Source organism: Sorangiineae bacterium MSr11954, from assembly GCA_037157815.1.
In the GTDB taxonomy this organism is placed as follows: Bacteria; Myxococcota_A; Polyangia; order Polyangiales; family Polyangiaceae; genus Pendulispora; species Pendulispora albinea.
On record CP089984.1, the window covers coordinates 9,802,844 to 9,829,150 of the forward strand.

General features: G+C 66.4%; 19 protein-coding genes. 13 read left to right on the forward strand and 6 right to left on the reverse strand.

All coding sequences use genetic code 11. The features are described from left to right. Positions 1–8: 8 nt before the first annotated feature. Positions 9–2,249: a type VI secretion system tip protein VgrG gene (gene vgrG / locus LZC94_38235; protein WXB13662.1), complete on the reverse strand. Its 2,241-nt coding sequence runs from the start codon at positions 2,247–2,249 to the stop codon at positions 9–11. A 272-nt stretch (positions 2,250–2,521) separates the two neighbouring features. Further along, the gene (locus LZC94_38240; protein ID WXB13663.1) at positions 2,522–3,748 is read right to left on the reverse strand and encodes a hypothetical protein; all 1,227 of its coding nucleotides are present in this window, start codon (positions 3,746–3,748) and stop codon (positions 2,522–2,524) included. A 474-nt stretch (positions 3,749–4,222) separates the two neighbouring features. On the opposite strand from LZC94_38240, the gene LZC94_38245 reads away from it, so the two are divergent. The 10 genes from LZC94_38245 (at position 4,223) to LZC94_38290 (ending at position 19,595) form a co-directional block, all read left to right on the forward strand. Beyond that, entirely contained in the window at positions 4,223–5,509 is a 1,287-nt protein-coding gene (locus tag LZC94_38245; GenBank protein WXB13664.1) for a hypothetical protein, read from the forward strand. A gap of 1,556 nt (positions 5,510–7,065) precedes the next feature. Next, on the forward strand, positions 7,066–8,661 hold the full coding sequence (locus tag LZC94_38250) for an adenylate/guanylate cyclase domain-containing protein (protein ID WXB13665.1): 1,596 nt from the start codon (positions 7,066–7,068) through the stop codon (positions 8,659–8,661). 101 nt (positions 8,662–8,762) lie between these two features. Further along, complete coding sequence (locus tag LZC94_38255) at positions 8,763–9,647, forward strand: 50S ribosomal protein L11 methyltransferase (protein ID WXB13666.1); 885 nt, start codon at positions 8,763–8,765, stop codon at positions 9,645–9,647. 12 nt (positions 9,648–9,659) lie between these two features. Beyond that, a complete protein-coding gene (locus tag LZC94_38260) occupies positions 9,660–10,397 on the forward strand; it encodes a 16S rRNA (uracil(1498)-N(3))-methyltransferase (GenBank protein WXB13667.1) in 738 nt (245 codons plus the stop codon). 78 nt (positions 10,398–10,475) lie between these two features. Further along, the gene (locus LZC94_38265; protein ID WXB13668.1) at positions 10,476–11,903 is read left to right on the forward strand and encodes a CocE/NonD family hydrolase; all 1,428 of its coding nucleotides are present in this window, start codon (positions 10,476–10,478) and stop codon (positions 11,901–11,903) included. A 41-nt stretch (positions 11,904–11,944) separates the two neighbouring features. Then, the gene (locus LZC94_38270; GenBank protein ID WXB13669.1) at positions 11,945–13,921 is read left to right on the forward strand and encodes a CocE/NonD family hydrolase; all 1,977 of its coding nucleotides are present in this window, start codon (positions 11,945–11,947) and stop codon (positions 13,919–13,921) included. 78 nt (positions 13,922–13,999) lie between these two features. Next, positions 14,000–14,800: a 4-hydroxy-tetrahydrodipicolinate reductase gene (gene dapB, locus LZC94_38275; GenBank protein ID WXB13670.1), complete on the forward strand. Its 801-nt coding sequence runs from the start codon at positions 14,000–14,002 to the stop codon at positions 14,798–14,800. Next, the gene (locus LZC94_38280; protein ID WXB13671.1) at positions 14,797–16,809 is read left to right on the forward strand and encodes a CocE/NonD family hydrolase; all 2,013 of its coding nucleotides are present in this window, start codon (positions 14,797–14,799) and stop codon (positions 16,807–16,809) included. The genes dapB and LZC94_38280 overlap by 4 nt, the downstream gene beginning before the upstream one ends. A 71-nt stretch (positions 16,810–16,880) precedes the next feature. Beyond that, on the forward strand, positions 16,881–18,413 hold the full coding sequence (locus LZC94_38285) for a hypothetical protein (protein WXB13672.1): 1,533 nt from the start codon (positions 16,881–16,883) through the stop codon (positions 18,411–18,413). Between the two features lie 3 nt (positions 18,414–18,416). Then, on the forward strand, positions 18,417–19,595 hold the full coding sequence (locus LZC94_38290; protein ID WXB13673.1) for a hypothetical protein: 1,179 nt from the start codon (positions 18,417–18,419) through the stop codon (positions 19,593–19,595). Here LZC94_38290 and LZC94_38295 read toward each other — a convergent pair. Both LZC94_38295 and LZC94_38300 read right to left on the reverse strand, forming a co-directional pair. Then, positions 19,523–20,245 (reverse strand): hypothetical protein, encoded by a 723-nt coding sequence (locus LZC94_38295; GenBank protein WXB13674.1) that lies wholly within the window; start codon positions 20,243–20,245, stop codon positions 19,523–19,525. The genes LZC94_38290 and LZC94_38295 overlap by 73 nt on opposite strands. Before the next feature lie 182 nt (positions 20,246–20,427). Then, a complete protein-coding gene (locus LZC94_38300; GenBank protein WXB13675.1) occupies positions 20,428–22,827 on the reverse strand; it encodes a hypothetical protein in 2,400 nt (799 codons plus the stop codon). 280 nt (positions 22,828–23,107) lie between these two features. On the opposite strand from LZC94_38300, the gene LZC94_38305 reads away from it, so the two are divergent. From LZC94_38305 to LZC94_38315, 3 genes are read left to right on the forward strand one after another with little or no spacing between them, the layout of a single operon-like run. Then, positions 23,108–23,905, forward strand: coding sequence for a hypothetical protein (locus LZC94_38305; protein ID WXB13676.1), 798 nt, complete (start codon positions 23,108–23,110; stop codon positions 23,903–23,905). Next, positions 23,902–24,837: an ATP-binding cassette domain-containing protein gene (locus LZC94_38310; GenBank protein WXB13677.1), complete on the forward strand. Its 936-nt coding sequence runs from the start codon at positions 23,902–23,904 to the stop codon at positions 24,835–24,837. Before LZC94_38305 ends, LZC94_38310 begins: the two co-directional genes overlap by 4 nt. Continuing rightward, positions 24,834–25,529, forward strand: coding sequence for a hypothetical protein (locus LZC94_38315; protein ID WXB13678.1), 696 nt, complete (start codon positions 24,834–24,836; stop codon positions 25,527–25,529). Before LZC94_38310 ends, LZC94_38315 begins: the two co-directional genes overlap by 4 nt. A 3-nt stretch (positions 25,530–25,532) precedes the next feature. On the opposite strand, the gene LZC94_38320 is transcribed toward LZC94_38315, so the two are convergent. Further along, on the reverse strand, positions 25,533–25,802 hold the full coding sequence (locus LZC94_38320) for a hypothetical protein (GenBank protein WXB13679.1): 270 nt from the start codon (positions 25,800–25,802) through the stop codon (positions 25,533–25,535). Next, on the reverse strand, positions 25,799–26,293 hold the full coding sequence (gene smpB, locus LZC94_38325) for an SsrA-binding protein SmpB (GenBank protein WXB13680.1): 495 nt from the start codon (positions 26,291–26,293) through the stop codon (positions 25,799–25,801). Before smpB ends, LZC94_38320 begins: the two co-directional genes overlap by 4 nt. Positions 26,294–26,307 lie beyond the last annotated feature (14 nt).

The following is a 26,307-nucleotide window of genomic DNA, read 5'->3' on the forward strand; positions in this document are numbered from 1 at the left end:
AAACGATGTCAATTCAACTTCACCAAAAGGCCCGTGATCTCGTTCAATGTCGTCCCCGTCGACTTGACGAGGGCCGCCATGGTCGACACCTTCGATTTGCTTATCGTGACCCCGCTCCCACCGACCGCCAACTTGATCTCGGTCGGCGCGGATAGCTCCACTTTGCCGCCCCCCATGGTGAGCTTTGCGCCCGCGCAATCGATTTCGAGCTCGGGTGCCGCGGTGATGGTGACCTTGCCGGATTTGTCGATGACGACCGTGGTCCCTGCGTGCGTCACCTTGGTCTCCGCGGCCACCTCCAAGGTCACATTTCCGTCTTTGAATGTCGCTTTGGTACCGCCCTGTTGCACGAAGACCTCTTGATCCCCCGTCAGGGAGATCTTTTCGGACGCATGCGCCGTCCAATTCTTCGTCTCCAGGCTCGTGAGGCCGGCCTTTACATTCGTGGTGTGGTTTCCCACCGTGATATCGATCGTGCGATTGCCGGTGGTGACCGTCAGGTGATCGTTTCCATCCTTCACGGTGTGATCGCGATGACCTGTCACCGTCACGTCCTCGCCGCCGTCGACCATCTCTTTCCGGTGCCCTTTGATTGTCGTTGTTTCGTTTGCCCCCACCGTGACATCGCGCGCGGCCCCCACCGACACCGACTGATGGGCGCCCACCGAATTGCTCTGATTGGCCGCGACGGTCGTCGTGTGATTGTGCCCGACGATCTCTTTGAGATCCCGCTGCGCATGGAGGAAAATCTGCTCCTTTCCCGCCGTGTTGTCGTGCGTGATCTCGTTGAATCCCTTGTTTCCAGGTATGCTGTTCGTCCTCCATACGCTTTTGGCGACTTGTCCTGGCAAGGGATACACTCGTGGTTGCATCGCGTTGTAAACGGCTCCGAGGATCACCGGCCGGTCGATATCATCGTCGATGAACCCCACGACGACCTCCGAGCCCACTTTATGGGCTTGCCAGAACCCTTCGTCCAAGTGTGCGACCGGCGTCATCGTCCGAATCCAGCACGAGCTGTTCTCGTCGAATTTGCCATCGCGATCCCAGAAGAATTGCACTTTAAACCGACCATGCTCGTCCACGTAAGGATCGCCATCCTTTGGACCGACGACGCGTGCGCTTTGAAGGCGACTCAGCGGCTTGGGCAAGCGCCGCGGATGGATGGGCGCCTCCGCCGGCACCGCGGTGAACGTCACCAGCTTGGTCGTCGCCCGCGAGCCAACGCCATCTCGAAGGGCGCTTTGCACGGCCCCCTCCATCGTGATGCTGACCAGGAGCAGCTTGCGGTTGAAGCCGTCTTCCCGGTGCCCGCTCAAACGAAACGTACGTCCGGCAGAAAAACGGAGTGAGGCGGCGCTGCCCGCGAGCACGAACGCGCCTGCGCGAAGCTCGTCCAACCTCATTTGTGCGAGCTTCTTCCCCGCCTGCGCCTTCTCGATGAATCGGCCGGGATAGTCTCGAACTTCGCGCTTGTGCGAATTGCCGGCAGTCTCCTTTCCCTTGGTTTCTGCGCGGGCCAACAAAGGAGCGTTCGGCTCGACGAAGTCGTAGTCACGATGCTCGAACGCCCCCGTGCGAATCCGCTGGGTACGTTGGATGCTGCGTACATGCTCCCCGTGGACGGCACCGGCGGTATCGTTGAACGAGACGTCGAGCTTCTCCTCGATGGCCTCGTAACGATCTGGCTCGTTGGTGAACACGAGGGTGGTCTTCGTTTCATCGTGCACGAAGAAGAAGTGCATCCCCTCCTCGCTCGCGATGCGCGCAATGAAGTCGAGGTCGCTCTCGTCGAATTGCGTGCAATATTCACGCTTCGGCGGCACGCCGTGCACATGCCACGAGCACTCGATCTGTTCGGGCTGGCAGATTTCGCCCACGATTTCGTGGATTGCCAAATTTTGAAAAATGCGAAATCCGCCGCTGTAGCGCAGATTTGCCATGCGCGGTTGCAGAACGAAGGAGACGTGCATTCGTGTCTTGTCGATGAAGGAGCCGTCGGAGATCACGTCCGTGACAATCCCGTGAACGACGCGCGCGACCTCGCCACCTTGCTTGATCGTGAAGGTTGCATCGCGGCCCAACGCCTCCTCGAGGCCGGCGATCGAGTCGGAATCGGGATCGGTGCCGACGACAACGGTGTAGCGAAAGAGCTGGGAGAGCCCCTCGTTTGCGCTGAAAGAAGCGACCCGCAGGAGGCGTTCGTCGATGTCCGCAATCGCGAGGCTGTACTCGATGTCTTCATGCATCGATCCAAAGATCGAGCTTCCTACGTCCAGCGCGCTGACCATCCCCTATAGCATCGTCGGCCCAGGCCGCCGTGGCAAGGTCCGTTTGGGCCCTGCTTCGCCAATCGAAAACGGGCTAGTGTCATGGCGCGATGGGGCGATTCAATACCCAGCCTCGACGGACGGCTGCATGCAAACGTGGCACGTCGGAATCGTGCCAATCGAGAATGGTCACCGATGCGAAGAGGCTCATCCGAATGAATGGATGTCGCATCGAGATTCTTTGAAGAATATCACGGCGCAATAAGACGAAGCGACTGCGCCTCGATCGCATACGAAGGCGGCTGGCTCGTGCATGTGGCGTAATTGACGTGCTGACACGCTGTGTGCGTGGGGTGCCATCCCCGAGGCGGAGATGCATTGACGGCCAAGTACGAATCGCCCTTTCGAACGAGAATGCCCAAAGACGAAGGCAACGCGAATCGCAACGTGACCATGTGCCCTTCCGCGTCGACGATTCGCACCATGTACGCCCCCACCGGCGTGTAGGCACGTGTCACGACGAGGTACCCGCGCTCATGCGGAACGACGTCGAGGCCATACACGCCGGAGGAAACCTCCGAGGTGTCCACGGTGCGAAGGTCGACCTTCCCTCCGGGAAGCAACGCCGCGAAGGTGAGCCTCTTCTCGCGTAGCCCGAAGACACCGCACGTGCTGGCGGAGGCAAAGCATACCAGATGGTCTCGATCCATCCACGGTAGCTTCCACGGCACGGGCGGCACGGAGTCGATGCGCGTCGCACGGATCACGGGCGGATGGTTTGCGTCAAAGTCACTCCAGCTGATCCAGAACCGCCCGCCGTCCCAGGCGATCTCCTGCGAGGACCCGCGGTATTCGTGAGCCGTGCCGGTACGCATCGTCGCAAGATCGATCTTCACGACCCGGAGCGTGTTCTCGTTTCGAAGATAGGCCACCAGCGCGGAATCGGCTGTCACGGAGAGCGCCGCTTGCGTTCCATTGCCATAATTGCGCCCGATCCGCAGCCTTCGTGTGATGTTCCCGCTCGGGTCGAGCCGCAGGAGCTCGAGCCCCGCGCGTTCGAGCGTCTCGTGGGTGGAGACCAGGGCCGCGTACCCGTCTCCATCGGTCACGAGCGCGTCGAGCGAGACCCAGGAACGCACACTCCGAGACAAGACAAGAGGCGGATCGGCCACACCCGAACGGATCACCGAGACCATCGCGATATCGTACTCGGACCAAGCGACCGCACACGTTTCCCGCGCACACGCGGCCGCGAGGTCACGCATCGCGGCCGAAGCCACGTGCACAACGGTGGAGGGGCCCAATTCGAACCGCTCCACCGCGACCGGCAAGGACGGCCGCACCAACGGCTCCTCCAAGACGAGCGGCGGCGACGTGGGAGGTCGCGCCACATGAACGACAACGGGCTCATACCGTGGCGGGCTTGCGCACGCCATGAAAAAGAGAACAGCGCCCAGCACCAAAGCGTTCTTCGCCACGTCGAGCATTTCCTCCTTTCCGCACCACCATCCTAAGTCAGCCACGCGAACGTCCAGCTCCGCAGCGGTGGGTCGGCGAAGTGGCGAAGCGCGTGCGCCAGAACAGCGTCCGAGTTCGAGCCAATGACAAGATTCGCAATTGCAGGTGCCAGTGAGTGCTCGAGGCGAACGTTGGCGGATGATTCACGTGATGATGCTCCCTCACGTCTCTCCGGGACAGAGCTTCTCCTTTGTTTTGAAGAAACAACCCGCAGCGGGAATCATCCACATCCGCAATTGCGCGGGTGTGCTCGATGTCGTGGTGGACGGTTCCGAAAGTTTGAGCTTCCAACGTCTAGGCGCGGATCATCGCCCGTAGCATTGTCGCCGCGGGAGGCTGTGGCAAGGCATTCGGCGTCTTGCTCCGCGGCGAGAACCGGCTAACGTGATCGCGTGGAGTGGGGATTCGGAAGCTGGCTCTTAACGGACTGCTACATGCAAACGTGGCGGATGTGGATTGGGCCCGTTGGAGATAATACGCGCATCCGTGACGACTCATCCGGCAGCGGGACTTCGCGTTGGGCACTTCCAGACGCTCCGCTTTTCCACATCATCTACAACAGCTTCAATGCGGCGGGCGCATCATCCGACGCCCCGCGCAAGACCTCATCGCAATCGATGACGCGCTCACCGGCTCGGACTTGGCAAGAGTTGAACCAGGTGCTCTACGAAGCCGTCGAAGCGGGGGTGCTCAAATGGGAGCAGTACGAGGTGCCTTGGCCCTTCCCGGCGATGGCGGAGACGCCGGAACACGGGAGGCCCGCCGGCGAATCGCAGGCTTGGATCGCGATCGAGCTCGTCACGAAGAAGGATGCAAGCCCCGTCGCAGAAGCGCGCTATGCGATCAAGGTGCCCGACGGTTCGAGGCGCTCCGGCTCGTTGGACGACCAAGGTCGGGCGCGTGTCGAGAGGATTGACGCGGGCGTGTGCCATATCGACTTTCCGGACTATGTTCCGCGTGAATGGGGAGCGCCCCCCATCCAAGGTCGAGGTTTCGACGATTCCGTCGAGCAGGGCGGCTGCATCGCGAGCACCGCCAAGCAACTCAACTTTGCGGACTGGCACACCATTTACGATGCTCCCGAGAACGAAGAATTTCGCACGCTTCGCCCCCACCCGAACGTCCTATTTGTCGGCGACCGCATTCACATTCCCAGTCGTGACGCCGAACCGGTGACACGCTCGACGGAGCCGAGCCTGACGTATGCTCTCACGCAAACGAACAAAGATCTGGCCGGGGACGGAGCATTTGCACACAATGCGAACATGCTCCTCATCAACCTGGAGGACCTCGCCATCGTTCCGCTCGTCGAGTCCAATCCCACATCGCCCAAGGCGCGCGTCGACACCGTCACGCAAGCCGTAGAGGCGGAGCTCGTGCTGCGCCGCAAGAGCATCGCTCGACGCGACAAGCTCCTGGACGACCGGACGCCCGTGCCGATCGAAACGTGTGGCCATCCCGAGAAAGAACCGCCGCCTCGCCGCGTCTGCGGCGAAGCTTACGTGCTCATGCGCCAGATCGTGAATTTTGGTAAATCCGGCGTCGATGCGCGCGTGGACGCGCGGATGTTTCTCCATGCGCCAGATGACTTCGAGGATGCGCAGATCGCAAGGGCGCGGCAATCGGGCATTTGGAACCGAGCCCTCACCGGGCAGGACTTCGAAGACTACATGGAGAATCATTCCAAGGCAGGGACGCATCCTCCGACGCCAACGAGATGAGGCCCTTCGTCGTCGCGTGCCGGCTCCTGGTCTCGATGATTCTTCTCGAGGGCGCCCCGGCATGCTCGCGCAAAGATACGTCCGAGGCAGCGCATGCCCTACCGAGTCCGCCGGTTCCGAGGGAGACCTCTGCGAACGCCGCCGACGCTCCGATCGCGGCACGGATCCCCGTGCCCGCGCCACCGGCGGATCCGTCGCCCGGCGCGGAGCCTCGCGTCGCGCCCGAAACTGCGCACGACGTTCTTTTTCCTGCTCGCGCGGCACACCCCACGTGCACGGGCAGCGATGACACCGTCATTCGCTGTTTCATTCAAACGCGCTACGCGGAGGATTCCGAGGCCGCGAAATTGGCGATCGACCTCTATGCCCGCAGCGGAGTCGTCGCCGGCGTCGAGGTCGAACACACGATGGATGGTGGCTACCGCGGGATGTTGCACCTCGTGCCTGCCCTGCCAACCGGAGCGGATCGCGTGCATCTGACGCACGTGGTCCGCGCGTTCAGCGATTACGAGACGTTCTTCTCGGCATTGTTGCGCGGTCACGATGCTCGAATTCCCTATCGCTGGCGCGCGCTCACCTTTCGCTTCTTTCGTTCGGTAAGGGCGCGTACGCCATCCGCTTATGCGAGTGGGTGGACCATCGCGTACAACCTTTCAGGCTCGCTCAATACCAGCGACGACTCGGTTCGCGAAACGCTCTTTCACGAGATATTTCACTTGAACGACGCTGCGCACAACGACTGGTCTCACCGCGCGTTGAAAGAAACGTACGATGCCATTCTCGCTCGCTGCAAAACGTCGACCGGATGCCTCGCTCCCTTTTCTCCCGGCTCGACCAAGGTTCGAGGTGGCACGTACTACGCCTTTCAACCCGGCAATGACGTGGGCGAATATGCAGCAGAGTTGGCCATTCGCTATTATCGCGAACAGCGAGGAGCACTTTCGTCAAGGCCGAACGCGACGCCGCCGTTCAAGTGCATGCGGCCGGAGAATGCTCGCGTGTGGGCCGCCCTCGTGCACGAGTTCTTCGATGGCATCGATCACGTTGCCGCGTGTCCATGACCGCGTAGATGCACGGGCGCGACATCGCACGTGAGCATCTCGTCCGGCGCGGCTCGGAGGTCGGAGAACGGGCACGAGCGGCTCACACGGCGACGCACAGTCCCGAAAGTTCGAGCCCTCTCCGCACCCGTCACGAAATACAATCGGCTCGTATATCGCAACAGTTGGTGTCCAAAGCCTCTCACGCAACGCTTTGCGAGGAACGTTGGACGAACATGCCTCGATCCATTGGCGGGCATCGCCAAGCCAACGGGCGCCGAGGCCCCTCGTTCGGCGCCTCGCCGAGGAAAACAGGCCCGGTCCAGCTCGCAACACGTGCATATCTCATGGCGCTCCTAGTCCCCGAGCGCGCTCCCTGAGCTCCGCGCCCCGCGCCCGACGAGCGCAACCGTTTCCGTCTTTGTCGTCATTTGGCCTTCGCCGGCACACCGAAATGGCGAGTTCCGACCATGAGCAGTGCTTGCTGCATCCCTTTGAGGTACATGGCAAGCTGACATGACGACTCATCCGGACCCCGCACACCTCCAGGCCTTGCTCGACATGCACCGCGTGGTCGACGGCATCGTGGAGGAGGGACTCGTTCACCGGCGCAACCTGGCCGAGGTCATGGATCGGCTCCTGCCCGAGGTTTGCCGCACGATCGGCGCAAAGGGCGCCTTCGTCGAGAGCTACGGCGAGGACCTCGGGCTTCGCTGGTTCGGATCCCCCGCCAACCTGTCGCTCTTTCGGCGCCCGGAGTACCAGGACATCCGCACGCGGGCGGGGAGCGCGCAGCGCGAGGTGGTGGTGCAGCCCATCGAGGAGCTCCTGGTGGTGGCGCGCCCGCTCGACGTGGCCGGCGCCTGGTTCGGCACCGCGGGGTTGATCTTCGAGGCCGGAGAGACGCGCACGCACGTGCAGCTGATCGAGCTGGTCGAGATGATGTGCGAGGAGCTCGACAACTACCTCTATGCCATTCGCGCCTCGCGCGAGAAGCATCGCATCATGATGGACCTGGGCCTCGCGCTCCGGCATCGGGTGCTCGGTGAAGGCCTCGGCCAAGCCATCGCGGTGCTGGGCAGCGCGGTGCCGCTCGATCGCGTGCTCCTCGTCTATGTGGCCGAGGAAGACACGGAGTCGATGCTGCACGTGCAGCTCTACGAGGGCGGCGAAATCAAGGTCGATACGATGATGGGCATCGCCGACGGCGACGTCGATGTGCTCTGCCGCGAAGGGAGCGACTACCTCTACGGGCGAAGCCACGCGTTGCTCGAGCGATTCGGCTTCGTCGATGCGCGCGAGGAGGTGCTCATCAATGGGGTGACCAAGCGCGTGGTGGTGGGCAAGATGCTCGTGACCTCCAAGAACGGCGCGTTCAACACCTACGATCGCGAGCTGCTCGGGAGCTTCGCGGGGTTCATCCGCCAGCGCGTGGTCGACTTCAACAAAGAGTGGCGCCATCTGGCGGCCGCCTTCCGCCCGGCGGACGTGGCGCGATTGCTCCAAAGTGACGACTACGAACAACGCTTCCTCCAGCCGCGCGAGGAAGACGTGGCGATGCTCTATGTGGATATCGCAGGTTTCACCCGACTCTCGGAGACGGTGCTGCGCTCGCCCAGCGCCGTGGCGCAGCTCGTGGAGGGCTGGAGCAAAGAGGCCGTCAATCTGGTGTGGGAGCACGGCGGTGTCTTCGACAAGATGGTCGGCGATTGCATCATCGCCTTGTTCGGTCCCCCGTTCTACGAGAGCGCGCCGGGCGATCGCCTCGCCTCCGCCCTTCGCTGCGCGGTCGCCGTTCGCGAGATGACGCGCATGCTCCCCCAGCGCCCCGAGTTCGCCAAGCTGCGCGAACAAGGCCTGAGCGTCGCCACCGGTGTAAACCTCGCGCCGCTGTTCGTCGGTACCTTTGGCCCGAACAACAACTTCACGGGCTTCTCCAGCGGCATGAACAACACCGCGCGCTTGCAGGGGTGCGCCGTTCGCGACGAGATCCTCGTCATGGCCGACGCCATCGCCAAGCTCCCCCGCGACTCCGAATTCCACTTCGGCGAAGAGCGGAACGCAACTGTGAAAAATGTTGCAGCGCCGCTGCGCTTTCGCGCGCTCGAGTAGGTCGACTTCGCCTACCCTACGCGCAGGAAACGAACGGGCCGATGTGTTACTCGGGCAACGATTCCGAGCACCGTGAGAGCACCCAACCAGGAGCAGCAGGAGTGAGCGAGCCTCGATTTTACTTCGTCGTAGTGGACATCGATCCGACCCTCGCGGAGGACGCAGGGGTGCTCTTCTTCGAGCTCGGCGCCACCGGGGTCGAAGAGCGCGATCAGACCACGTTGGTCAAGGGCCCCTCGGGCAAGACGTCCCTGGTCGCCAGCTTCAACTCGCGCGAGGAGGCGGAGTCCGCGCGCGATCAAGTCGATGCGAGCTGGTCGCCGCGGATCGAAGAGCTGGTGGGCGACGCCTGGCGCGACGCTTGGAAAGAGCACTTTCGTCCGTTCGAGATCACACCGGGGATCGTGGTCTGTCCCCCGTGGGAGAAGTACGCGGGCAGCGCCCGATACGTCCTCGAGCTCGAGCCGGGCCGCGCCTTCGGAACGGGTCTCCACGAGACCACGTCCTTGGTCGCAGGCGTGCTCTCCGATCACCGCGACACCTACCGCGACGGCCATGTGCTCGACGTGGGATGCGGAAGCGGCATCCTCGCCTTGCTCGCCCTGCTCCTGGGCGCGGCGGACGCGCGCGCCATCGACAACGATCCGGACGTGATCGACGTCGCCCGCGAGAACGCGGAGCGAAACCATCTCGAGGCGCGGTTGACCGTCGACACCACCCCGGTGGAGCAGATCACGTCCGAGTACGACATGGTCCTCGCCAACATCGAGGCCGACGTGCTCATCGCCCTGGCCGCGCCGATTTCCAAGTGCGTCAAGCCGGGCAAGCTGCTCGTGCTCTCCGGCGTGCTGGCGACCCAGCACGATCGCGTGCGCGCGGCCTATTCCGATTTCGAGGCGCCAGAAGCCGCCCAGGTGGGCACGGGCGTGCGGGCGCGCGGTGAGTGGGTCGCCTTGGTCCTCCGGCGGCCGCTCGGCTCGGGATAAGCGGGGCGCGCGTTGGCCACACGGGTGCGAGCGCCCATCGAGGGATTGCACGAGGGGCTTTGCACCGCCAGCGAGGCCACCGCGCACTACCTCACCCGCGTGCTTCGCCTGGGGGTAGGCGCGGCCTTCGTCGCCTTCGATCCCGAGACGTCGCGCGAGGCCGACGCATCGATCGTGGCCATTTCCGGGAAGGTGCAGCTCGAAATCCAAGGGCTGCGCCCGGCGCGGGTGGTCGCCCGGCGCGCGGTCACCTTCGTCCAAGGCCTCGCCAAGGGCGACAAATGCGACGCGGTGGTGCGCGACGCCACGGAGCTCGGCGTCACCCACGTCATCATCGCCGCCTGCGCGCGCAGCGTCGTGCAGCTTCAAGGCCCGCGCCGCGACGCGCGCGTGGAGCGCTGGCTCCGCATCGCCCGCGAGGCCGCCCGCCAATGCGGCCGCTCGGATCCACCGCGCGTGGAGCTTCTCCCGTGGGACGACGCCATGACGCGCACCGCTCCCGACGCGCGGCGCTTTTGCCTGCACGTCCGCGAGAGCGCGCCGCTCGGCCCCGCGCTCCTGGCGGCCCTCGAAGACGAAAATGCGCCCGTGGCCTTCGCGGCAGGCCCCGAGGGCGGGTTGACCGCCGAGGAGATCGCCTTTGCCTCGGACCAAGGCTGGCAGCTCGTCTCGCTCGGCGACTTGGTTTTGCGCACGGAGACCGCGGCGGCGGCCGTCCTCGGTGCGCTCCGGGTCTTCGAGGGCGGCTAGCGCCACGCCGATACGGCGCACGCCAATACGGCACCGCAGCGCGAAATTTTCACCCCACCGCGTACGAAGGAGTGCGCTATGGATGTGCGTTCTTGGCGAAGCATGCGCCTTCTTGCTCGACCCTCGTGGGGGGCCCTCTGTCTGACGGTGGCCGCCTGCGGCGGGGCGCCCTCCAAAACCGCGGCCGAAGCACCGCCGAACACCGCTTCGAGCGAAGCGCCGCTCACCCCCGTCATCCAAGCGGAGCTGAGCGACCCCGCGAGCATCGTCGCGGCGTTACGTGAACATTATACGAAGTATGAATACCGAATCCCCATGCGGGACGGCGTTCGCCTTTTTACGATGGCGTACGTCCCGAAGGATCGTTCGCGAACGTACCCCATCCTCATGACGCGCACCCCCTATGGGGTCGCGCCCTATGGCCCCGACGCCTATGTGGACGAGAAGAAGCCCGGCTTTTTGTTGCACTCCATCGCCATGTACCTCCGCTCGGGGTACATCTTGGTCCAGCAGGACGTGCGCGGCTGCTACATGTCCGAGGGCGACTTCGTCAACGTACGCCCGCACGCCACGGTCAAGGGTGGGGTCGACGAGAGCACCGATGCGTACGACACCATCGACTGGCTGGTGAAGAACGTACCGGCCAACAGCGGCAAGGTGGGGGTGCGCGGCGGCTCGTACCAGGCGATCGAGTTCCCGTTCGTTCAGCGGTATTTGAAGGGCGCGGCGATCCCTCCCCCGCCGGAGGCGTGGGTGTTCGAGACGGGCACGAACGAGTGGCATTCGTACCCATCGTGGCCTCCGGCGGGCGTGAAACCGGTGTTCGTATCGTTTCATGCGGGGGGCAAGCTCGCCGCCTCCGCCGTCGGCGCGAAGGAAGACGAAGCGGGCTTCGATGCTTATGTGAGCGATCCCCACAAGCCCGTGCCGTACCGCGCCAAATCCGGGGTCGCCGTCGATCAAGATTACATGACCGACGACCAGCGCTTCGCCGCGCGGCGGACCGATGTGCTCACGTATGACATGGCGACCTTGGAGAACGACGTCACGATCGCCGGCCCCATCGAAGCGAGCCTCTGGGTGTCGACCACGGGCACCGACGCCGATTTCGTCGTCAAGGTGATCGACGTTTATCCCTCCGAGCACCCCGATCCGGTGCCCAACCCCGCCGGGGTCCACATGGGCGGGTACCAGCAGCTCGTGCGCGCCGAAATCATGCGCGGCAAGTTTCGAAATAGCTTCGAAAAGCCGGTCCCCTTCGAGCCCGGCGAGCCCGCCTTGGTCCGCTTTACGTTGCCGGACACGTTCCACACCTTTCGCGCGGGGCATCGCATCATGGTGCAGGTGCAGAGCAGCTGGTTCCCCCTCGCCGACCGCAACCCGCAAACCTTCACCGACATTTACCGCGCCACCGATTCGGATTTTCACACCGAGACCCACCGCATCCATCGAACGGCGGCCATGCCCTCCGGGATCACGATGGGCGTCCTGCGGGGAAAGATTTGACCATGCGTTCTCTCCTCTCGCGAGCTCGTAAATGCCTCCCCGTGCTAGCGGCACTGGGCCTCGCCGCGTGCGCGGTGGGCGCGCCCGTCCCCGAGGCCATCGCGCAGCCTCGCAAGTCAGCGGCCCCATCGAACCCCGATTCGCCGCTGATCGCCGCCGAGATCAAGGACGACGACGTCGAGATCGCGGCCGCCTTGCGCGAGCACTATACGAAGTACGAATACCGCGTCCCCGTGCGGGACGGCGTGCGCCTCTTTACGACGGTGTACATTCCCAAGGACGCATCGCGGACGTACCCGATGCTCATGCTGCGCACGCCCTACGGCGCGATCGCGCACTACGGGGTGGACCATTTCCCGGACGGGAGCGAGCGAGGGCTGCGCGGCTATCGGAATTACATCCGTGAGGGATACATCCTCGTCTCGCAAGACGTTCGCGGGCGCTACATGTCCGAGGGGACATTCGTGGAGATGCGCCCGCACGTGATCGCGAAGACGAAGGGCGCGATCGACGAGAGCACCGACACGTACGACAGCATCGATTGGCTCGTCAAGAACGTGCCCTCGAACAATGGCAAGGTTGGCCTATGGGGCGTTTCGTACCCCGGGTTTTACGCGGCCGCGGGGATGATCGACGCGCACCCCGCGTTGAAGGCCGTCTCGCCGCAGGCGCCCATCAGCGATAGCTTTACGGGCGACGATATCTTTCACAATGGCGCGTTCTTCGCGGCGAACACCATCGGCTTCGCCGCGGCCTTCGGAAAAGCGCGGCCCAAGCCCGTCAAGACGAGCGCGCACGATTGGGAGGGGCTCGATTACGAGGGCGCCGACATTTACGACTTTTATCTTGCGCTCGGGCCCTTGTCGAATGTCAACGCGCGGCACTTCGAGAACAAGATCGCCTCGTGGAACGATATCGTGCAGCACAATGTCCGAGACGACTTTTGGAAGGCGTCCGATCCGCGACCGCATTACAAGAACGTGAAGCCGGCCGTCATGACGGTCGGTGGATGGTTCGACGCGGAAGATCTCTTCGGCGCGCTGGAAACGTATCGGGCCGTGGAGCGCCAGAGCCCCGGAACGACCAATACGTTGGTCATGGGACCGTGGCGCCATGGGGGTTGGTGGTACATGGACGGCGACAAGCTCGGCGACGTCTCGTTTGGCGCCAAAACGGGAAATTTTTATCGCGACCACATCGAGTTTCCATTTTTTCAGCGGCACCTCAAAGGCAAACAGGTGCCGCCCCCGCCCGAGGCTTGGGTGTTCGAAACGGGCGCCAATGTTTGGCAGCGCTACGCCAGCTGGCCGCCGCCCGAGGCCAAGCCGACATTCCTCGCATTTCATACGGGCGGCAAGCTGTCGGCGGCGGCCGTGGGGGCATCGGAGGACCTCGCCGGCTTCGACGCCTACATCAGCGATCCGGCGAAGCCGGTGCCCTATCGGGATCGGCTCGAGGACCGCGTCAACGAAAACTACATGATCGAGGACCAGCGCTTTGCGTCGCGGCGGCCCGATGTCCTCACCTATTCGAGCGGCGTGCTCGAGGGCGACGTGACCCTCGCGGGCCCCATCGAGGCCGACCTCTGGGTCTCCACCACGGGGACCGACGCCGACTTCATCGTGAAGTTGGTCGACGTCTATCCGCAGGATTTCCCCGATCCCTCGCCCAACCCGACGGGCGTACGCATGGGCGGCTACCAGCAGCTGGTGCGCGGCGAGGTGATACGTGGCAAGTTCCGAAATAGCCTGGAGAAACCGGAGCCGTTCAAGCCGGGCGAGCCCGCACGGGTGCGCTTTTCCATCCCCGACGCGTTTCATACCTTCCGCTCGGGCCACCGCATTCTGGTGCAGGTCCAAAGCAGCTGGTTTCCGCTGGTCGATCGGAACCCGCAGACCTTCACCGACATTTTCCGCGCGAACCAGGCCGATTTTCGGGCGGCCACCCATCGCATCTACCGAACGCCGCAAATGCCGTCCGGCATCAAGGTGGGTCTCATGCGGGGGAAGCTTCAGTAGCGCGCGGGCGCGCGGTGGCACGGCCCTTCTTTGGAAACTGGCTCTTCTCATCCGCCAAGAACGCCCTATTTTGCGGCCATGACGATTCGTGTAACCATCGCAGGTGCAACGGGGAAGGTCGGGGGGCCGCTCGCCAAGGCCGTGGCGCAATCGGGTGATCTCGAGCTCGTGGGCGCGGTCGCGCGCGCAAACACGGGCAAGCGCCTGGGTGACGTGATCGGCGCCGCGGGAGTCGACGTGGTCATTCGCGGGACGGCGGCGGAGGCGCTCGCGGTGCCGTGCGACGTGTTCGTCGATTACACGCGCGCCGACGCCGTGAAGGCGCACGTCCTCACCGCGCTGGAGCATGGCGCGCACGTGGTCATTGGCTCCTCCGGGCTCTCCGACGCGGACTACGCCGAGCTCGACGCGATTGCAAAGCAGAAGGACCTGGGCGTGTTCGCGGCCGGGAACTATGCGATCACGGCGGTGCTGCTGCAGCGCTTTGCGCGCCTCGCCGCCGCGGAGATCCCGTCGTGGGAGATCATCGATTACAGCTACGAGAAGAAGGTCGACGCGCCCAGCGGTACGGCGCGGGAGCTGGCCAATCAGCTCGCCGCGGTGCGGGCGCCCAGCTACCACGTGCCGGTGAGCTCCACCGTCGGAGCCCGCGACGCGCGCGGCGCCACCATCGCGCACACGCAGGTTCACTCGGTGCGGCTGCCGGGGTACACGTCGTCGGTCGAGGTGGTGTTCGGCGTGGGGAGCGAGCGGCTCTCCATTCGCCATGACTCGCTCGATCCGGCCGGCCCCTACGTGGGGGGAACCTTGCTGGCCATCCGCAAGGTCTCCGCGCTTCGGGGTGTGGTTCGCGGGCTCGACCGGCTCCTCGGCACATGAGGACGATCGCCTTCACCCTTTGCCTCTTCACCGCCGCCTGCGGCGCGGCGTCGCCCAGCGCGGTGGCCGAGCCCCGAAAGGCGGAGTCGGCGGAGAGCCCGCTCATCGCCGCGCAGCTCGCGGACAATACGGACATCGCCCGCGCGCTGCGCGAGCACTATACGAAGTACGATTACCTCGTTCCCATGCGGGACGGTGTGCGTCTGTACACGACCTTCTATGTGCCGAAGGACAAATCGCGGACGTATCCGATTCTTTTGAAGCGCACGCCTTACGCCGTAAAGCCTTACGGCTCGGATCATTACCCCAACGCCGACGAGCCGCGGCTCATGGAGGGCATCGCGCCCTCGGTGCACTTCCTGCGCGAAGGGTACATCCTGGTCCGCCAAGACGTGCGCGGACGCTTCATGTCCGAGGGCACCTTCGTGGACGTGCGCCCGCGCGCCACCAAGAAAGGCGAAATCGACGAGAGCACGGACACGTACGACACCATCGATTGGCTGGTGAAGAACGTACCGTCGAACAACGGCAAGGCCGGGCTCTGGGGGATCTCGTACCCCGGCTTCTACGCCGCGCAAGGCGCGATCGACGCGCACCCGGCGCTGAAAGCCATTTCGCCCCAGGCGCCCGTCACCGAGTGGTTCATTGGAGACGATTGGCACCACCAGGGCGCGTTCATGCTCGGCGATGCGTTCGACTTCTATGTCAACTTCGGAAAATCGCGCCCCAAGCCCACCAAGAAAGTGGTGCCTTGGTTCGATTACGACTCCGGCGATATTTATGAGTTCTTTCTGGCGCTCGGCCCGCTCTCCAATGCCAATACGCGCTACTTGGAAAACCAAGTCTCCTTCTGGAACGACTTGATGCAGCACGGCACGCGCGACGACTTCTGGAAGGCGCGCGATCCCCGGCCGCACTACAAGAACGTGAGGCCGGCCATCATGACCGTCGGCGGCTGGTTCGACGCCGAAGACGCCTTTGGCGCGCTGGAGACATACCGCACCTTCGAGCGCCAGAACCCGGGCGCGAACAATACGCTGGTGATGGGGCCTTGGAGCCATGGCGGGTGGGCCCGCATGGATGGCGATCGTCTGGGCGATATCGGCTTCGGGGCGAAGCAATCGCTCTTTTACCGCGAGCAAATCGAGTTTCCGTTCTTCCAGCGCTACCTCAAAGGCAAATCGGTGGCGCCGCCGCCCGAGGCTTGGGCCTTCGAAACGGGCACCAACACGTGGCAGCGCTTCGCGGCGTGGCCGCCGGCGGAGGCGAAGCCGGTTTTCATTTCGTTCCAAGACGGCGGCAAGCTCTCCGCGTCGCCCGCCGCCGCGGCTACCGGCACGGGCGCTGCGGGGGCGCGCGCGAACGCGGCCGGTGCGGCCAATGCGACGGAGCTGTTCGACGCATACGTGAGCGATCCGGCGAAGCCGGTACCGTACCGCGATCGGGTGTCGAGCCGGATCGATCACGATTACGTGGTCGAGGATCAGCGCTTTGCTTCGCGCAGGCCCGACGTGCTCACCTATTCGACCGGCGTGCTCGAAGGCGATGTCACCTTGGTGGGCCCCATCGAGGCCAGCCTCTGGGTCTCCACCACGGGGACCGACGCCGACTTCGTCGTCAAGCTCATCGACGTATACCCCTCGGACTACCCCGATCCCACGCCCAACCCCACCGGCGTGCACATGGGCGGATACCAGCAGCTGGTGCGCGGTGAAGTGATGCGCGGCAAGTTCCGAAACAGCTACGAGAACCCCGCGCCGTTCAAGCCGGGCGAGCCGACCCTCGTTCGCTTCACCACCCCCGACACGTTCCACACGTTCCGGGCCGGCCACCGCATCATGGTGCAAGTGCAGAGCAGCTGGTTCCCCCTGGTCGATCGCAACCCGCAGACGTTCACCGATATCTACCGCGCCACCGAGGCCGACTTCCGCGCGGCCACCCACCGCGTCTACCGGGCGCCGGCGATGCCTTCGGGGATCAAGGTGGGCCTCTTGCGCGGAAAGCTCTGACCGAGCGTTTCAGGCATCTCGGAGGGCGGCTCCTCGCGAGCGGGGCGCCCTCCTGCTACCTTTGACGCGGTATGCTGGAGCGGATTGCACTTCATCAGACGCGGCTGCGAACCCCCGGGCTCGGGCTCGATGCCAAGGGGGTCGCGCTCGGCGCCAAAGGGCTCGTGCTGCTGGCGTCGATCGATCGCCTGGTGGCATTGCTTGCAGTCTACACGCAAGAGTACTCGCTCGAGGATTTGATGCCCAGCCTCGAGATTCAGCTGGTGCGCTCCAAGCTGGGGACGCGGGAGCTGACCCTGTCGTTCGCCGCCGAGTCCAGCGACCGCATGGATCGCATGGCGGAGACGGCGCGGCTCACGGGCGGGTTCATCTTCACGGGGACCAGCCGGCACTTCGTGCAGTACCGCGACGCGGCGGCCCCCTTTGGGTACGATACGTCGCAGCTCTTGGCGACGGACGCGGCGCTGTCGCTCTACCACGACCGGTTCTCGCAGGTGTACGAGGTGGAGCGCACCATCGAGCTGCGCGCGCTGCTGCTCCGGCTGATGCCGCACGTCGATCCCACGACCAACACCACGCCGGGATCGCGCTTCTTGGTCGCCGAGCCGGGGCTGGGGCCCGCGCTCATTCACTACTTGGTGCGCTCGCGCGTCGACGGCGAGGTCGCCGTGGGCGAGTGGCCGCCGGCGAGCGCGTTCGACGATGGGCCCATCCGGCGCACCATCGTGCGGGTGCCGGATCTGCCCGAGCGCATGCGGCCCTTGATGCAGACCACCCCGGGGATCACCACGTTCTTTCCCGTGGGGCCCGGGGTGGCGGTGGAGGCCGGGTATCGGCACCCGGTGCAGCTTCGGGCGTGCCCGGTGTTCGATCCCAAGGGCCTGGTGCTGCTCCGCGGGCGCGATCGCGAGCCGTGGGTGCTGCCGCGCATGCCGCAGATGGGGGATCTGCGCGTCTTTGCGCGCATCGAGCTGCGCTCGGATCCGAAGGCGGAGGGCTCGTTGGCCGAGGCGCTGCGAAAGGCGGAGTCGGTGCGCGTGCCCTTGCGGGTCACGCCCTCGACCGCGCCCTGGCGAAGCGTGACCGCCACGTGGATCAAGGACGCGGAGATCCCGCTCCTGCGCCGGCTCTCGTACGCGCTCCCCCGGGAGACGATTCAAAAGACGAGCATCGCGATCACCGCGCGCGGCGCGTTCTTGCGCGCGCCGCTGGGGATCGAGGCCATTCCGCTCGGCACGTTCTTCGTGGAGATTCATCCGAACCTGTACATCCCGGCGGGCTACGACGTAACGCCGGCCGTGGCGCCGGAGGTGCTGTATCGGGCGCTGGGCGCGTCGTCGTCGCAGGTGCTGTTCGTCACGCCGGACGAGGCGGCGCTCGCCATCGAGTCGTCGGCGTTCACCTCGCTGGAGATGGCGCTCATCGAGGCAAAGCCTTGGGAGCCGCTGGTGGCCGAGGCCATCGAGTCGGCCCTGGACGAGGCGCCGATCGATCTGCGGATCGCGCCGCTCGGAACGTTCCCCATGAGCGGCGTGGAGCCTCCGCCAAAGCGCGAGGCCCCCAAGGGCCCGGGCGCGTCGGGCGCGCCGTCGGGGGAGTCGTAGCCGGTGGCGACGCTCGATCTCGGGACCATCGCCGAGCAGCTCTTCGTCGACTTCATGGCGCCGCTCGTGCTGGGCGGGGAGATGCGGCCGGGGAAGCCCATCGGGGGCCGCGCGGCGCTGCAGATCGGCGTCGAGCGCCTGGTGGCGGACACCGATCGGCAAAGGCTCGTGCAGCTTACACGCATTCGGTACGCGCGCAGGCTCTGGCCGGTCGACCGGCTCGCGGACGCGACGCCCGAGGAGTGGGCGCTCGCGGCGTGCTTGCACGATCTGGTGCAGTCGACGCACCCGTCGCTGGACGGGCTCTTTCGCGGGCGGGCCACGGACAAGCTCCGGGGCATCGCGCTCGAGACGCTCGACCAGATCACCCGCCCGCGCACGGTGGGCGAGGTGCTCTCGCGGCACACGTGGTTTGCGCGCATGTTCGAGATCGCGCGGCTCGATACCACCGTGTCGTGGTGGGTCGGCTCGCGCACCTTCCTCGGCACCACGCCGCCGCCACGCCTGATGACGTGGCCGGAGCTGCGGAGGGTGCACGTGAAGAAGGAGCAGCGCGGCCTCCCGGATTTGCCTTCGCCCGACCAAGGCCTCGACAAGCTCGCGTTCTCGCGGGCGCTGAACAGCTTTTTGCATCAGACGCCGCTCACCGATTTTTCCACGTTGGACCGCGCCGATCCCGGCTTCGTCTGGAGCGATGGAACGTTGCGGCTGGTGACGACCCGCGCGGGGCGCGCCTTGATCGGCCGGGCGCTGCGCGCGCAGCCGGCGTCCGCCGTTCATAGCGCCTTGGGCCGCGCCACGCGCGCGCTGGTCGCCGCCGAAGCGTGGCGCGACACGATGATCGCCATGGTGCTGCTCGGCGACATTGCTTTGGCGGCCGCGCAGCGCGCCGTGCTCCGCGGCGATGCGGAGGCTGCACCGGCCGCGGCGCCGCTCACGCACGAGGAGCCGGAGACGGCGTTTGCGCGCGTGGCGGGCGCGATCGCCGCGCGCGAGCAGATCGCGCAGGACGGCGGCGCGTTCTCGCGGACCGAGCGCGCGGCGCTGGAGGTGTACTTGCAGCCGCTGTGCGAAGGGAGCTTGGGGCGCGACCTATGGGCCGCCTTCGCTCACTTCTTCCCGTCGTTCTTTGCGAAGGCGGCCTTCTCGGGCGCCTCCTCGATGACGTCGATCTTGGTGTAGGTGATGATGCCGCTCAGCGGATCGGCGGCGATGCCCGAGGACGACTTGGAGAAGTTGACGCCGTACTTGCCGGTCACCTTCACCTTGGCGCCCACCGCGGGCAGCGGGAAGGGAACGTCGATCGCCCAGAGCTCGTCTTTGTAGACTTGCTTCTCGTTCGGCGGCTCCTTCAGGTTCTTGTACTTCTCGAGGGCCTCGAACACGTTGGCGAAGTTCGACGCCCAGCCCATGACCTTGATCTGCGGCCCCTTCGTGTCGCCCTTGTTGTCGGCGATGGTGAAGGTGGGGATATCGGTCTTGCAGTCGTCCGGATCTTTTTTACCCGTCTTGTGCACCGCACACTTGGGCGCCGTGGCGATGTTCGAGTCCACGATGTAGCCGACCACCGTAATCTCTTTGGAGGTCACCTCGGCGTTGTGGATGCTGCTGCGCATTTGGTGAATCGCGCCATAAACGGTGTATCCGTCGGTGGTCTTGATGGGCGTCGTGGGGAGCGACGGCACGGGCGGCAAGCTCGGTTTGCGCCCTGACCACGCGGGATTCGGCTTGTACGGCTCGTCGGCGTTGCTGCCGCAACCCACGCACATACCCGCCATGGCGGTCGTCGCGGCCATGGCGGCGACGAGGGTGCCTACCGTGGAAAACTTCACCCGAGAGAGGATCCGCATCGCGCTTTGCATGACAGTAAAACTGGTAACACGGGGAAAAGCGTTACGACAAGCAAACGGCCGTCATTCGCACGGAAACACCGCAAATGCGTGCACAGCTCATCTTGTCTGGTTTTGTCTAGTTTTGTCTTGTTTGTCTCCCGTTGTCCGGCTTCGCCTCGTCTCTAGAGCAAGCGAATGCCTCGGCGCGGTGTAGGTTGTGGCGGCGCGGTGAGATCGAGGGCATCGATGTCGGCCGCGCGCACGACCAAACGAACGGCTCCCCCGAGCCCCTCCTCGCCCACGTGAGCGCCCCCGAGCCCTGCGGCGCAGCGCTGCACGAGCTTGCGCACCAAGACGGCCACCTCGGCGTCCTCGCCCGGAAAGGGGTACTCGACCAAGCGCGCGAACGCCGCGTCCTCCAGCCCCACCGGGGTGCCCAAGATGCGCATGCCCTCGCGCGCGAGGCGATCGGTGAGGATGGCGCGCACGTCCTCCGGCCGCTCCGAGAGGCGCGGGAGCTCGATGCGTTGATCGAGCGCGCCCTCGAGGCGGGCCGCGAGCCCGTTGTCCAGGCGGCCCGACTCCAGGAGCTCCTCGACGGAGGTGGCGGTGGTGAGCACCAGCACCGTATCGAACGGCTTGGCGCGCTCCCAAGGCGTGCGCCGCTCCGCGAGCACCTGGCCAATGAGCCGCTGCACCTCGGGGGGCAGCGCGGCGCCGTCGACGAGCACCAGCACCCCATCGTCGGCCAGCGCCAGCGGGGACTCGACCGGATCGGACCAGCGCGCCGTCTCGTGCTCGCGCGCGGCCGTGCCGTCGACGATGACCAAAGGCGCCTTGCTGCGCGCCCCCGCCAAGTGCGCGCGGGCGATGTAGGGCACCGGGTCGATGCCGCTCTTGGCGACGATCACCACCGGCGCCCCCGCCTTGGCGCGGCGCTCGAGCGCGTCGTACGCGAGGCGCGCGCGCGGCGAGTAAATGCCGACGGTGGCGCGCCTCGCCAGGCGCGCGGTGGCCCGCACGTAGCGCGCGGTGTCGATGGAGGCCGCGTGGATCAGCCGCTCGCCCAGCTCGTCCGCCTCCTCGGCTTGGCGCACCAGATCGCGTTCGCGCTGGCGGGCGCGCGCGGCCGCGCTCTTGGCATGGCAGGCGGCCGCGAGGCGATCGGCCAGGCGCTTGAGCGCGCGCACCTCCTCGAGGGTGAACGCTTCCACCCGCTCGCCGCGCGGCAGCACCAGCACGCCCTCGGGCTCGCCGTCGCGCGTGATCACCACGCTGGCGAGGGCGCCGCGGTCCTCCATCCAGCGCAGCACCGGGCGCAGATCGGGCCTTCGCACCTCCAGCGCCTCGAGCACCTCGACCCGCAGCACCGCCTCGCGCTCCATGGAGGCCACGGGCACCAGCTCCGGCAGCAGCATCTTCTCGCTCTCGTGCGCGTAGCCCGCCAGATCGATGCGAAGCACCCGCATCGGATCGAAGGTCCAGAGCTCGGGCGAGGGCGCGCTGGGGCCCGCAGGCTCGCGCAAGGCGACCAGCACCTCGCGGAGCGCGTCCTCCGGCTCGTTGCGCAAGAGGGCCGTCTCGGCGAGCTCCATCGCGTCGAGCCACGCGCCGCGCGCGGGCCGGAGACCGGCCGCGAGCCGCGAAGCCCCCATGCCGACGAAGGCCGCGGCCACGGCGGCGCCGGAGGCGATCCAGCCCGCGTCGAAGGGGCGGTCGCTGGCGATGAGCGCGGCCATCAGCGAGAGGGGCCCGAGGCCGCCGGTCAGCACGATGCCGATGCGGGACGCGCGGGCGATGGTCACCGCGTCGCGATGGAGCGAGATGGCCACGATGAGCACCGACGCCACGGTCATCGAGAGGCGCACGGCCCGGTCGGCGATCAGGAGCGAGCCCATGGCCAAAATGGAGGCGATGACCACGCAGCCGGCCAGCATGGCGGCCGACGCACGAAAACGCTCGGCGACCCCTAGCTCGAAGCGGCGCTCGGTCCCCGTGCGAACGCAGCCCGCGAAGAGCCCCGCCGCGCCGAGCACGCCGAAGATGGTGGCGAAGGGTCGCGGGTGCGCGCGAAACATCGAGTCGGAGTCCAGCGCGAAGGTGACGTGGGCGTACCCCGCCAGGAGCCAGAAGACGACGATCGACGCGTAGACCGCGGCCGTGAGCCGCCGATCGCGGCGCCATGTCGAGGCCAGCGAGGGAACCGGTTCGACCGCATCCATCGCCCGCGTGGCCGCCACGCACGCGATGAGCGCGCCCACGCTCCCGAAGGCATCGGCCCAGCCCGGGTTGGGCATCCCCGCGATCGAGGCCAGGACGAGCCCCAGCGCCCACTCCACCAGGGCCGCGTTCGTGTTGGTGCGAAAGGCGGCGTGAATCGCCAGCCCGATGCAGGAAAAAGCCAGGCACCAGCCGCCGAAGTCCAGCCCCGACGACACCTGCCCGTAAATATCCACGGTCCCGCTGCCATGGGCGGCCGAGACACCGTAGAGGGCCGTGGCCACGAAGGGGAACAGCGCCCGCCGCGCGAGGACGCGCCGCCACCAGGACAACGGGGGCTGCGGCGAAGGGGGGTTCGTCATCGGGCCCTGCTGGGGAACAGCGCCCGCCGCGCGAGGACGCGCCGCCACCAGGACAACGGGGGCTGCGGCGAAGGGGGGTTCGTCATCGGGCTTTACTTCGGGTCGCTTCGGGGTCGGCCGGGTTGCCGAGGGCAACGCGGTGGCCTATCTGGCAACTTTGCCCCAAATCAAGTCTCTTCGCGTAGTATCCGACACGTCGAGGGTCTCGTGATGTAGCACGGGCCCACCCCTAGCGGACATGTCGGTGCAGGCATCCGGTCACAGAGGTAAGCGAAATTTCGTGCGGTTCGGCGCTGCGCTTGCGCTCGGCGGGCTGGTTCCACGCCTCGCGGCCGGCTTGGCGGGGCTGGTGATCCTGAGCGCCATCGTGTTCGCCGCGCTCATGGGCCGGCTGGAGTCGCGCCCCCCGTTGGAGCTTTTGCCCTCGCTGACGGCCAGCGCGCTGGCGTGGGGCTCGGGGTTGCTCCTTGCGTTCGCGAGCGCCACCCAGGTGCTTCGCCGCGATCGGGAGCAAGGGATCTGGCAGCTTTTGCGCGCGCGCGGCGGCACGGTGAAGCCCTACCTCTGGGCGAGGCTCTCGGGGCTCGCGGTCGCCCTCTTCGCCATCGTGGGCGGCGGCGCGCTCCTGACGGGGCTGGTGGCGATGCTGGTCGCGCGCCGGCCGGGGCTCGCGCTGTCGTGCGCGCAGTCGTCGCTCGCCTCCTTGGTCTACGCCGCGGCGTTTGCGGTGACCCTGGCGCCGCTCGCGGTGGCCGCCCTCGGGGCACGCACGCGCGCGGGGGGTTATTTTGGGCTGCTCCTGGTGATTTTCCTGCCGGAGCTGCTCCTTCCATGGACGGAGGCGCTGCTGCCCGGATCGTGGGGCGAGCTCGCGTCGCTCCCCTCGGCGCTCGCGGCCTTGCGCGGTGCGCTCATGCCGGAGCATGTCGACGTGGAGCGGTTCGTGCGCGCGGCGGTCGTCCTGGGGCTGGTCGCCGTCGCTGCATTTGCGTACGTGAAGCAGCAGGTGGCAAACCTTCAGCAAGAGCGCGTTCCGTACCTCTGGAGCCCGCGCGTGGAGCGAGTACGACGCCGATGATCGAGCTCGAACGAACGAAGGCGCGCGCGGCACCCGTCGGGCTCGGCCCGCTCTCCGCGAGCTTCGGGGCCGGCATTTGGGCGATCCTCGGCACCAAGAGCGACGGCGTCTCCCTCTTGCTCGACGTCCTCGCGGCGCGCGTGCGGCACAAAGCCGGAGGCGTGACCGTCCTCGGCGATTCCCCCGATGCGCCGGAGATCCGCCGCGCCGTGGGCTATGTGCCGCTCGACGCGGTGCTGCCCGACGAGCTGCGCGTCGCCGAGGCGCTGGAGCTCGCGCGCGCCATTCGCGGGGATGGTACCGCCGGGAGCTCGGCCGCACGAAATTCGGCTGCCGGTGGCTTGGCCGCAGTTAATTCGGCTGCGGCCGGTTCTACCGCACGAAATTCGGCCGCCGACCCGGTGGCGCGGTTGTCGCAGCTGGGGCTCGAGTCGCTGGCGCCGCGGCGGCTGCGCACCTTGGATCGAGCGGAGATCCGGGCGGTGGCCATGGCCGAAGCGCTCACCTCGCAGGCGGTGCGCGTTCTTCTGGTGGAGGAGCCCTTCCTGGCCATGGATGCGCGCGCCGTTTCGGTGCTGCCGAAGCTCCTCCGACAGCGCGCGAAAGATGGGGCGTGCATCGTGATTGGGACCGCCTCCCCGCGCGACGCGCGCGCCCTGACGGACAAGCACCTGACCCTCGAGCGCGGCGTCCTCTCCGAGGCGGCCCCGCACCGCCCGTCCGAGGTGGAGCTTCACGTCGTGGCCAGCGATCCGCGGATCCTCGCCGGCGCGCTGGCCCGCGAAGAGGCGGCGCTCGCGATCGTCGCCAGCGATCACGGCGTGATCGTGCGAGGGACGGATCCCCTGGCGATGGCCGGCGCCGTCTCGCGCGCCGTCCTCGCCTCGGGCGTTACGCTCGACGCGCTCCGGCTCGAGGAGCAAAAGCCGTGATCCTCGCCCGCGTACCGCTCGCCCGATTCACGAACGCGCCGCGCGCATGGCTCTCCATCGCGCTCTGGAGCGCCTTCGCCATCGTGTCGGCTTTGGCGGCGCGCCAGCCCGGAGGTGGGTCGGGCGCCGATCGCATCCTGCTCGGGGCCTTCGGCAACGTGGTGGCGCCGTTGCTCGCGTTCGCCGCCGTCGGCAGCGCGCTGGGCGGCGAAGGGCTCAAGGAGGCCATTCGCCCGGTGGTCGCGCTGGGTGCATCGCCCTCGCGCGTCGCGCTGGCCACGGTGCTCACCGCCATGGGCGTGAGCGCCGCCGTCACCGGGTTGGTCGGCGGCGCCGCCGTCGCCATCGCAGGAAGCCCGCACCTCGGGGCCGACCTCGTCGCCAGCCTCTGGATCGGCGCCTTGGGCGGCGCATGCTACGCGGCGTGGTTCTCCCTCGGCGCCACCTTTGGCCGCGGCGGCGGCGGGCGCGCCACCTTTCTCGTCCTCGACTTTCTCCTCGGCTCGAGCGCCGGCGACACCTCCAGCACGATCGCGCTCTTCACCCCGCGCGGAAACCTGCACAATTTGCTCGGTGGCGTCGCCCCCGACGACGTCCCGCAACAGGTCAGCTCCGTGGCCCTCGCGCTGCTCGGCGGCGCGTGCTTGCTCCTCGCCGCCCGTCGCGCCAACGCAGCAAGCGCGAAGAGGTGACCTTCACCCGCCCGCCAGCGCCACCAGGCGCTCGCGGATCTCGCGGGTCACGTCGATGAGGCGCCCCTCGAGCACGAAGGAGCCGTCGTCCTGCCGCTTCGAGGCGTGAATTTTCACGCGAATGGTGACGGAGGCGTCGCCGCCCGCGGTGAGCGCGCCATCGATGCGCGAGCCAGGCGGCGATGGAATGGTCGAACGCAAGACCACGGCATCGCCGGTCACGCGGGTGACGTCGGCCTCGCCGCCTTTGAGCCATCGGAGGTGCGTGCTCATTCGTTGCCCTTGCGCCCTCGGCCGATGGCCGCGCGCGCCTCGCGGTCGGCGGATTTGCGCGCGATGTCTTGCCGCTTGTCGAGCGTCTTCTTGCCCTTGGCGAGGCCCAGCTCCACCTTGACGAAGCCGTTCTTGAAGTAAATGCGAAGGGGGATCATCGTGTAGCCTTCGCGCTGGATCCGCTTGCCGATTTGATCGATCTCGCGCGCGTGCAGGAGCACCTTGCGCGGCCGGCGCGGCTCGTGCGGAAAGGCGCGCGCCTGCTCGGTGGGCGCGATGGTCAGCTGTTTGAGCCAGATTTCACCGCGCTCCACGCTGGCGAAGGCGTCGACCATTTCGACCCTCCCGTCGCGGAGGGATTTCACCTCACCGCCCAGGAGCACCAAGCCACCTTCGAAGTGATCCTCCACGGCGTAGTCGAAGTACGCCTTCTTGTTCTTGACGATGAGCTTCTCCCCATCGGCGGTCGCTGCAGCTTTTTTCTTGGTCATGACCTTCGAGCACC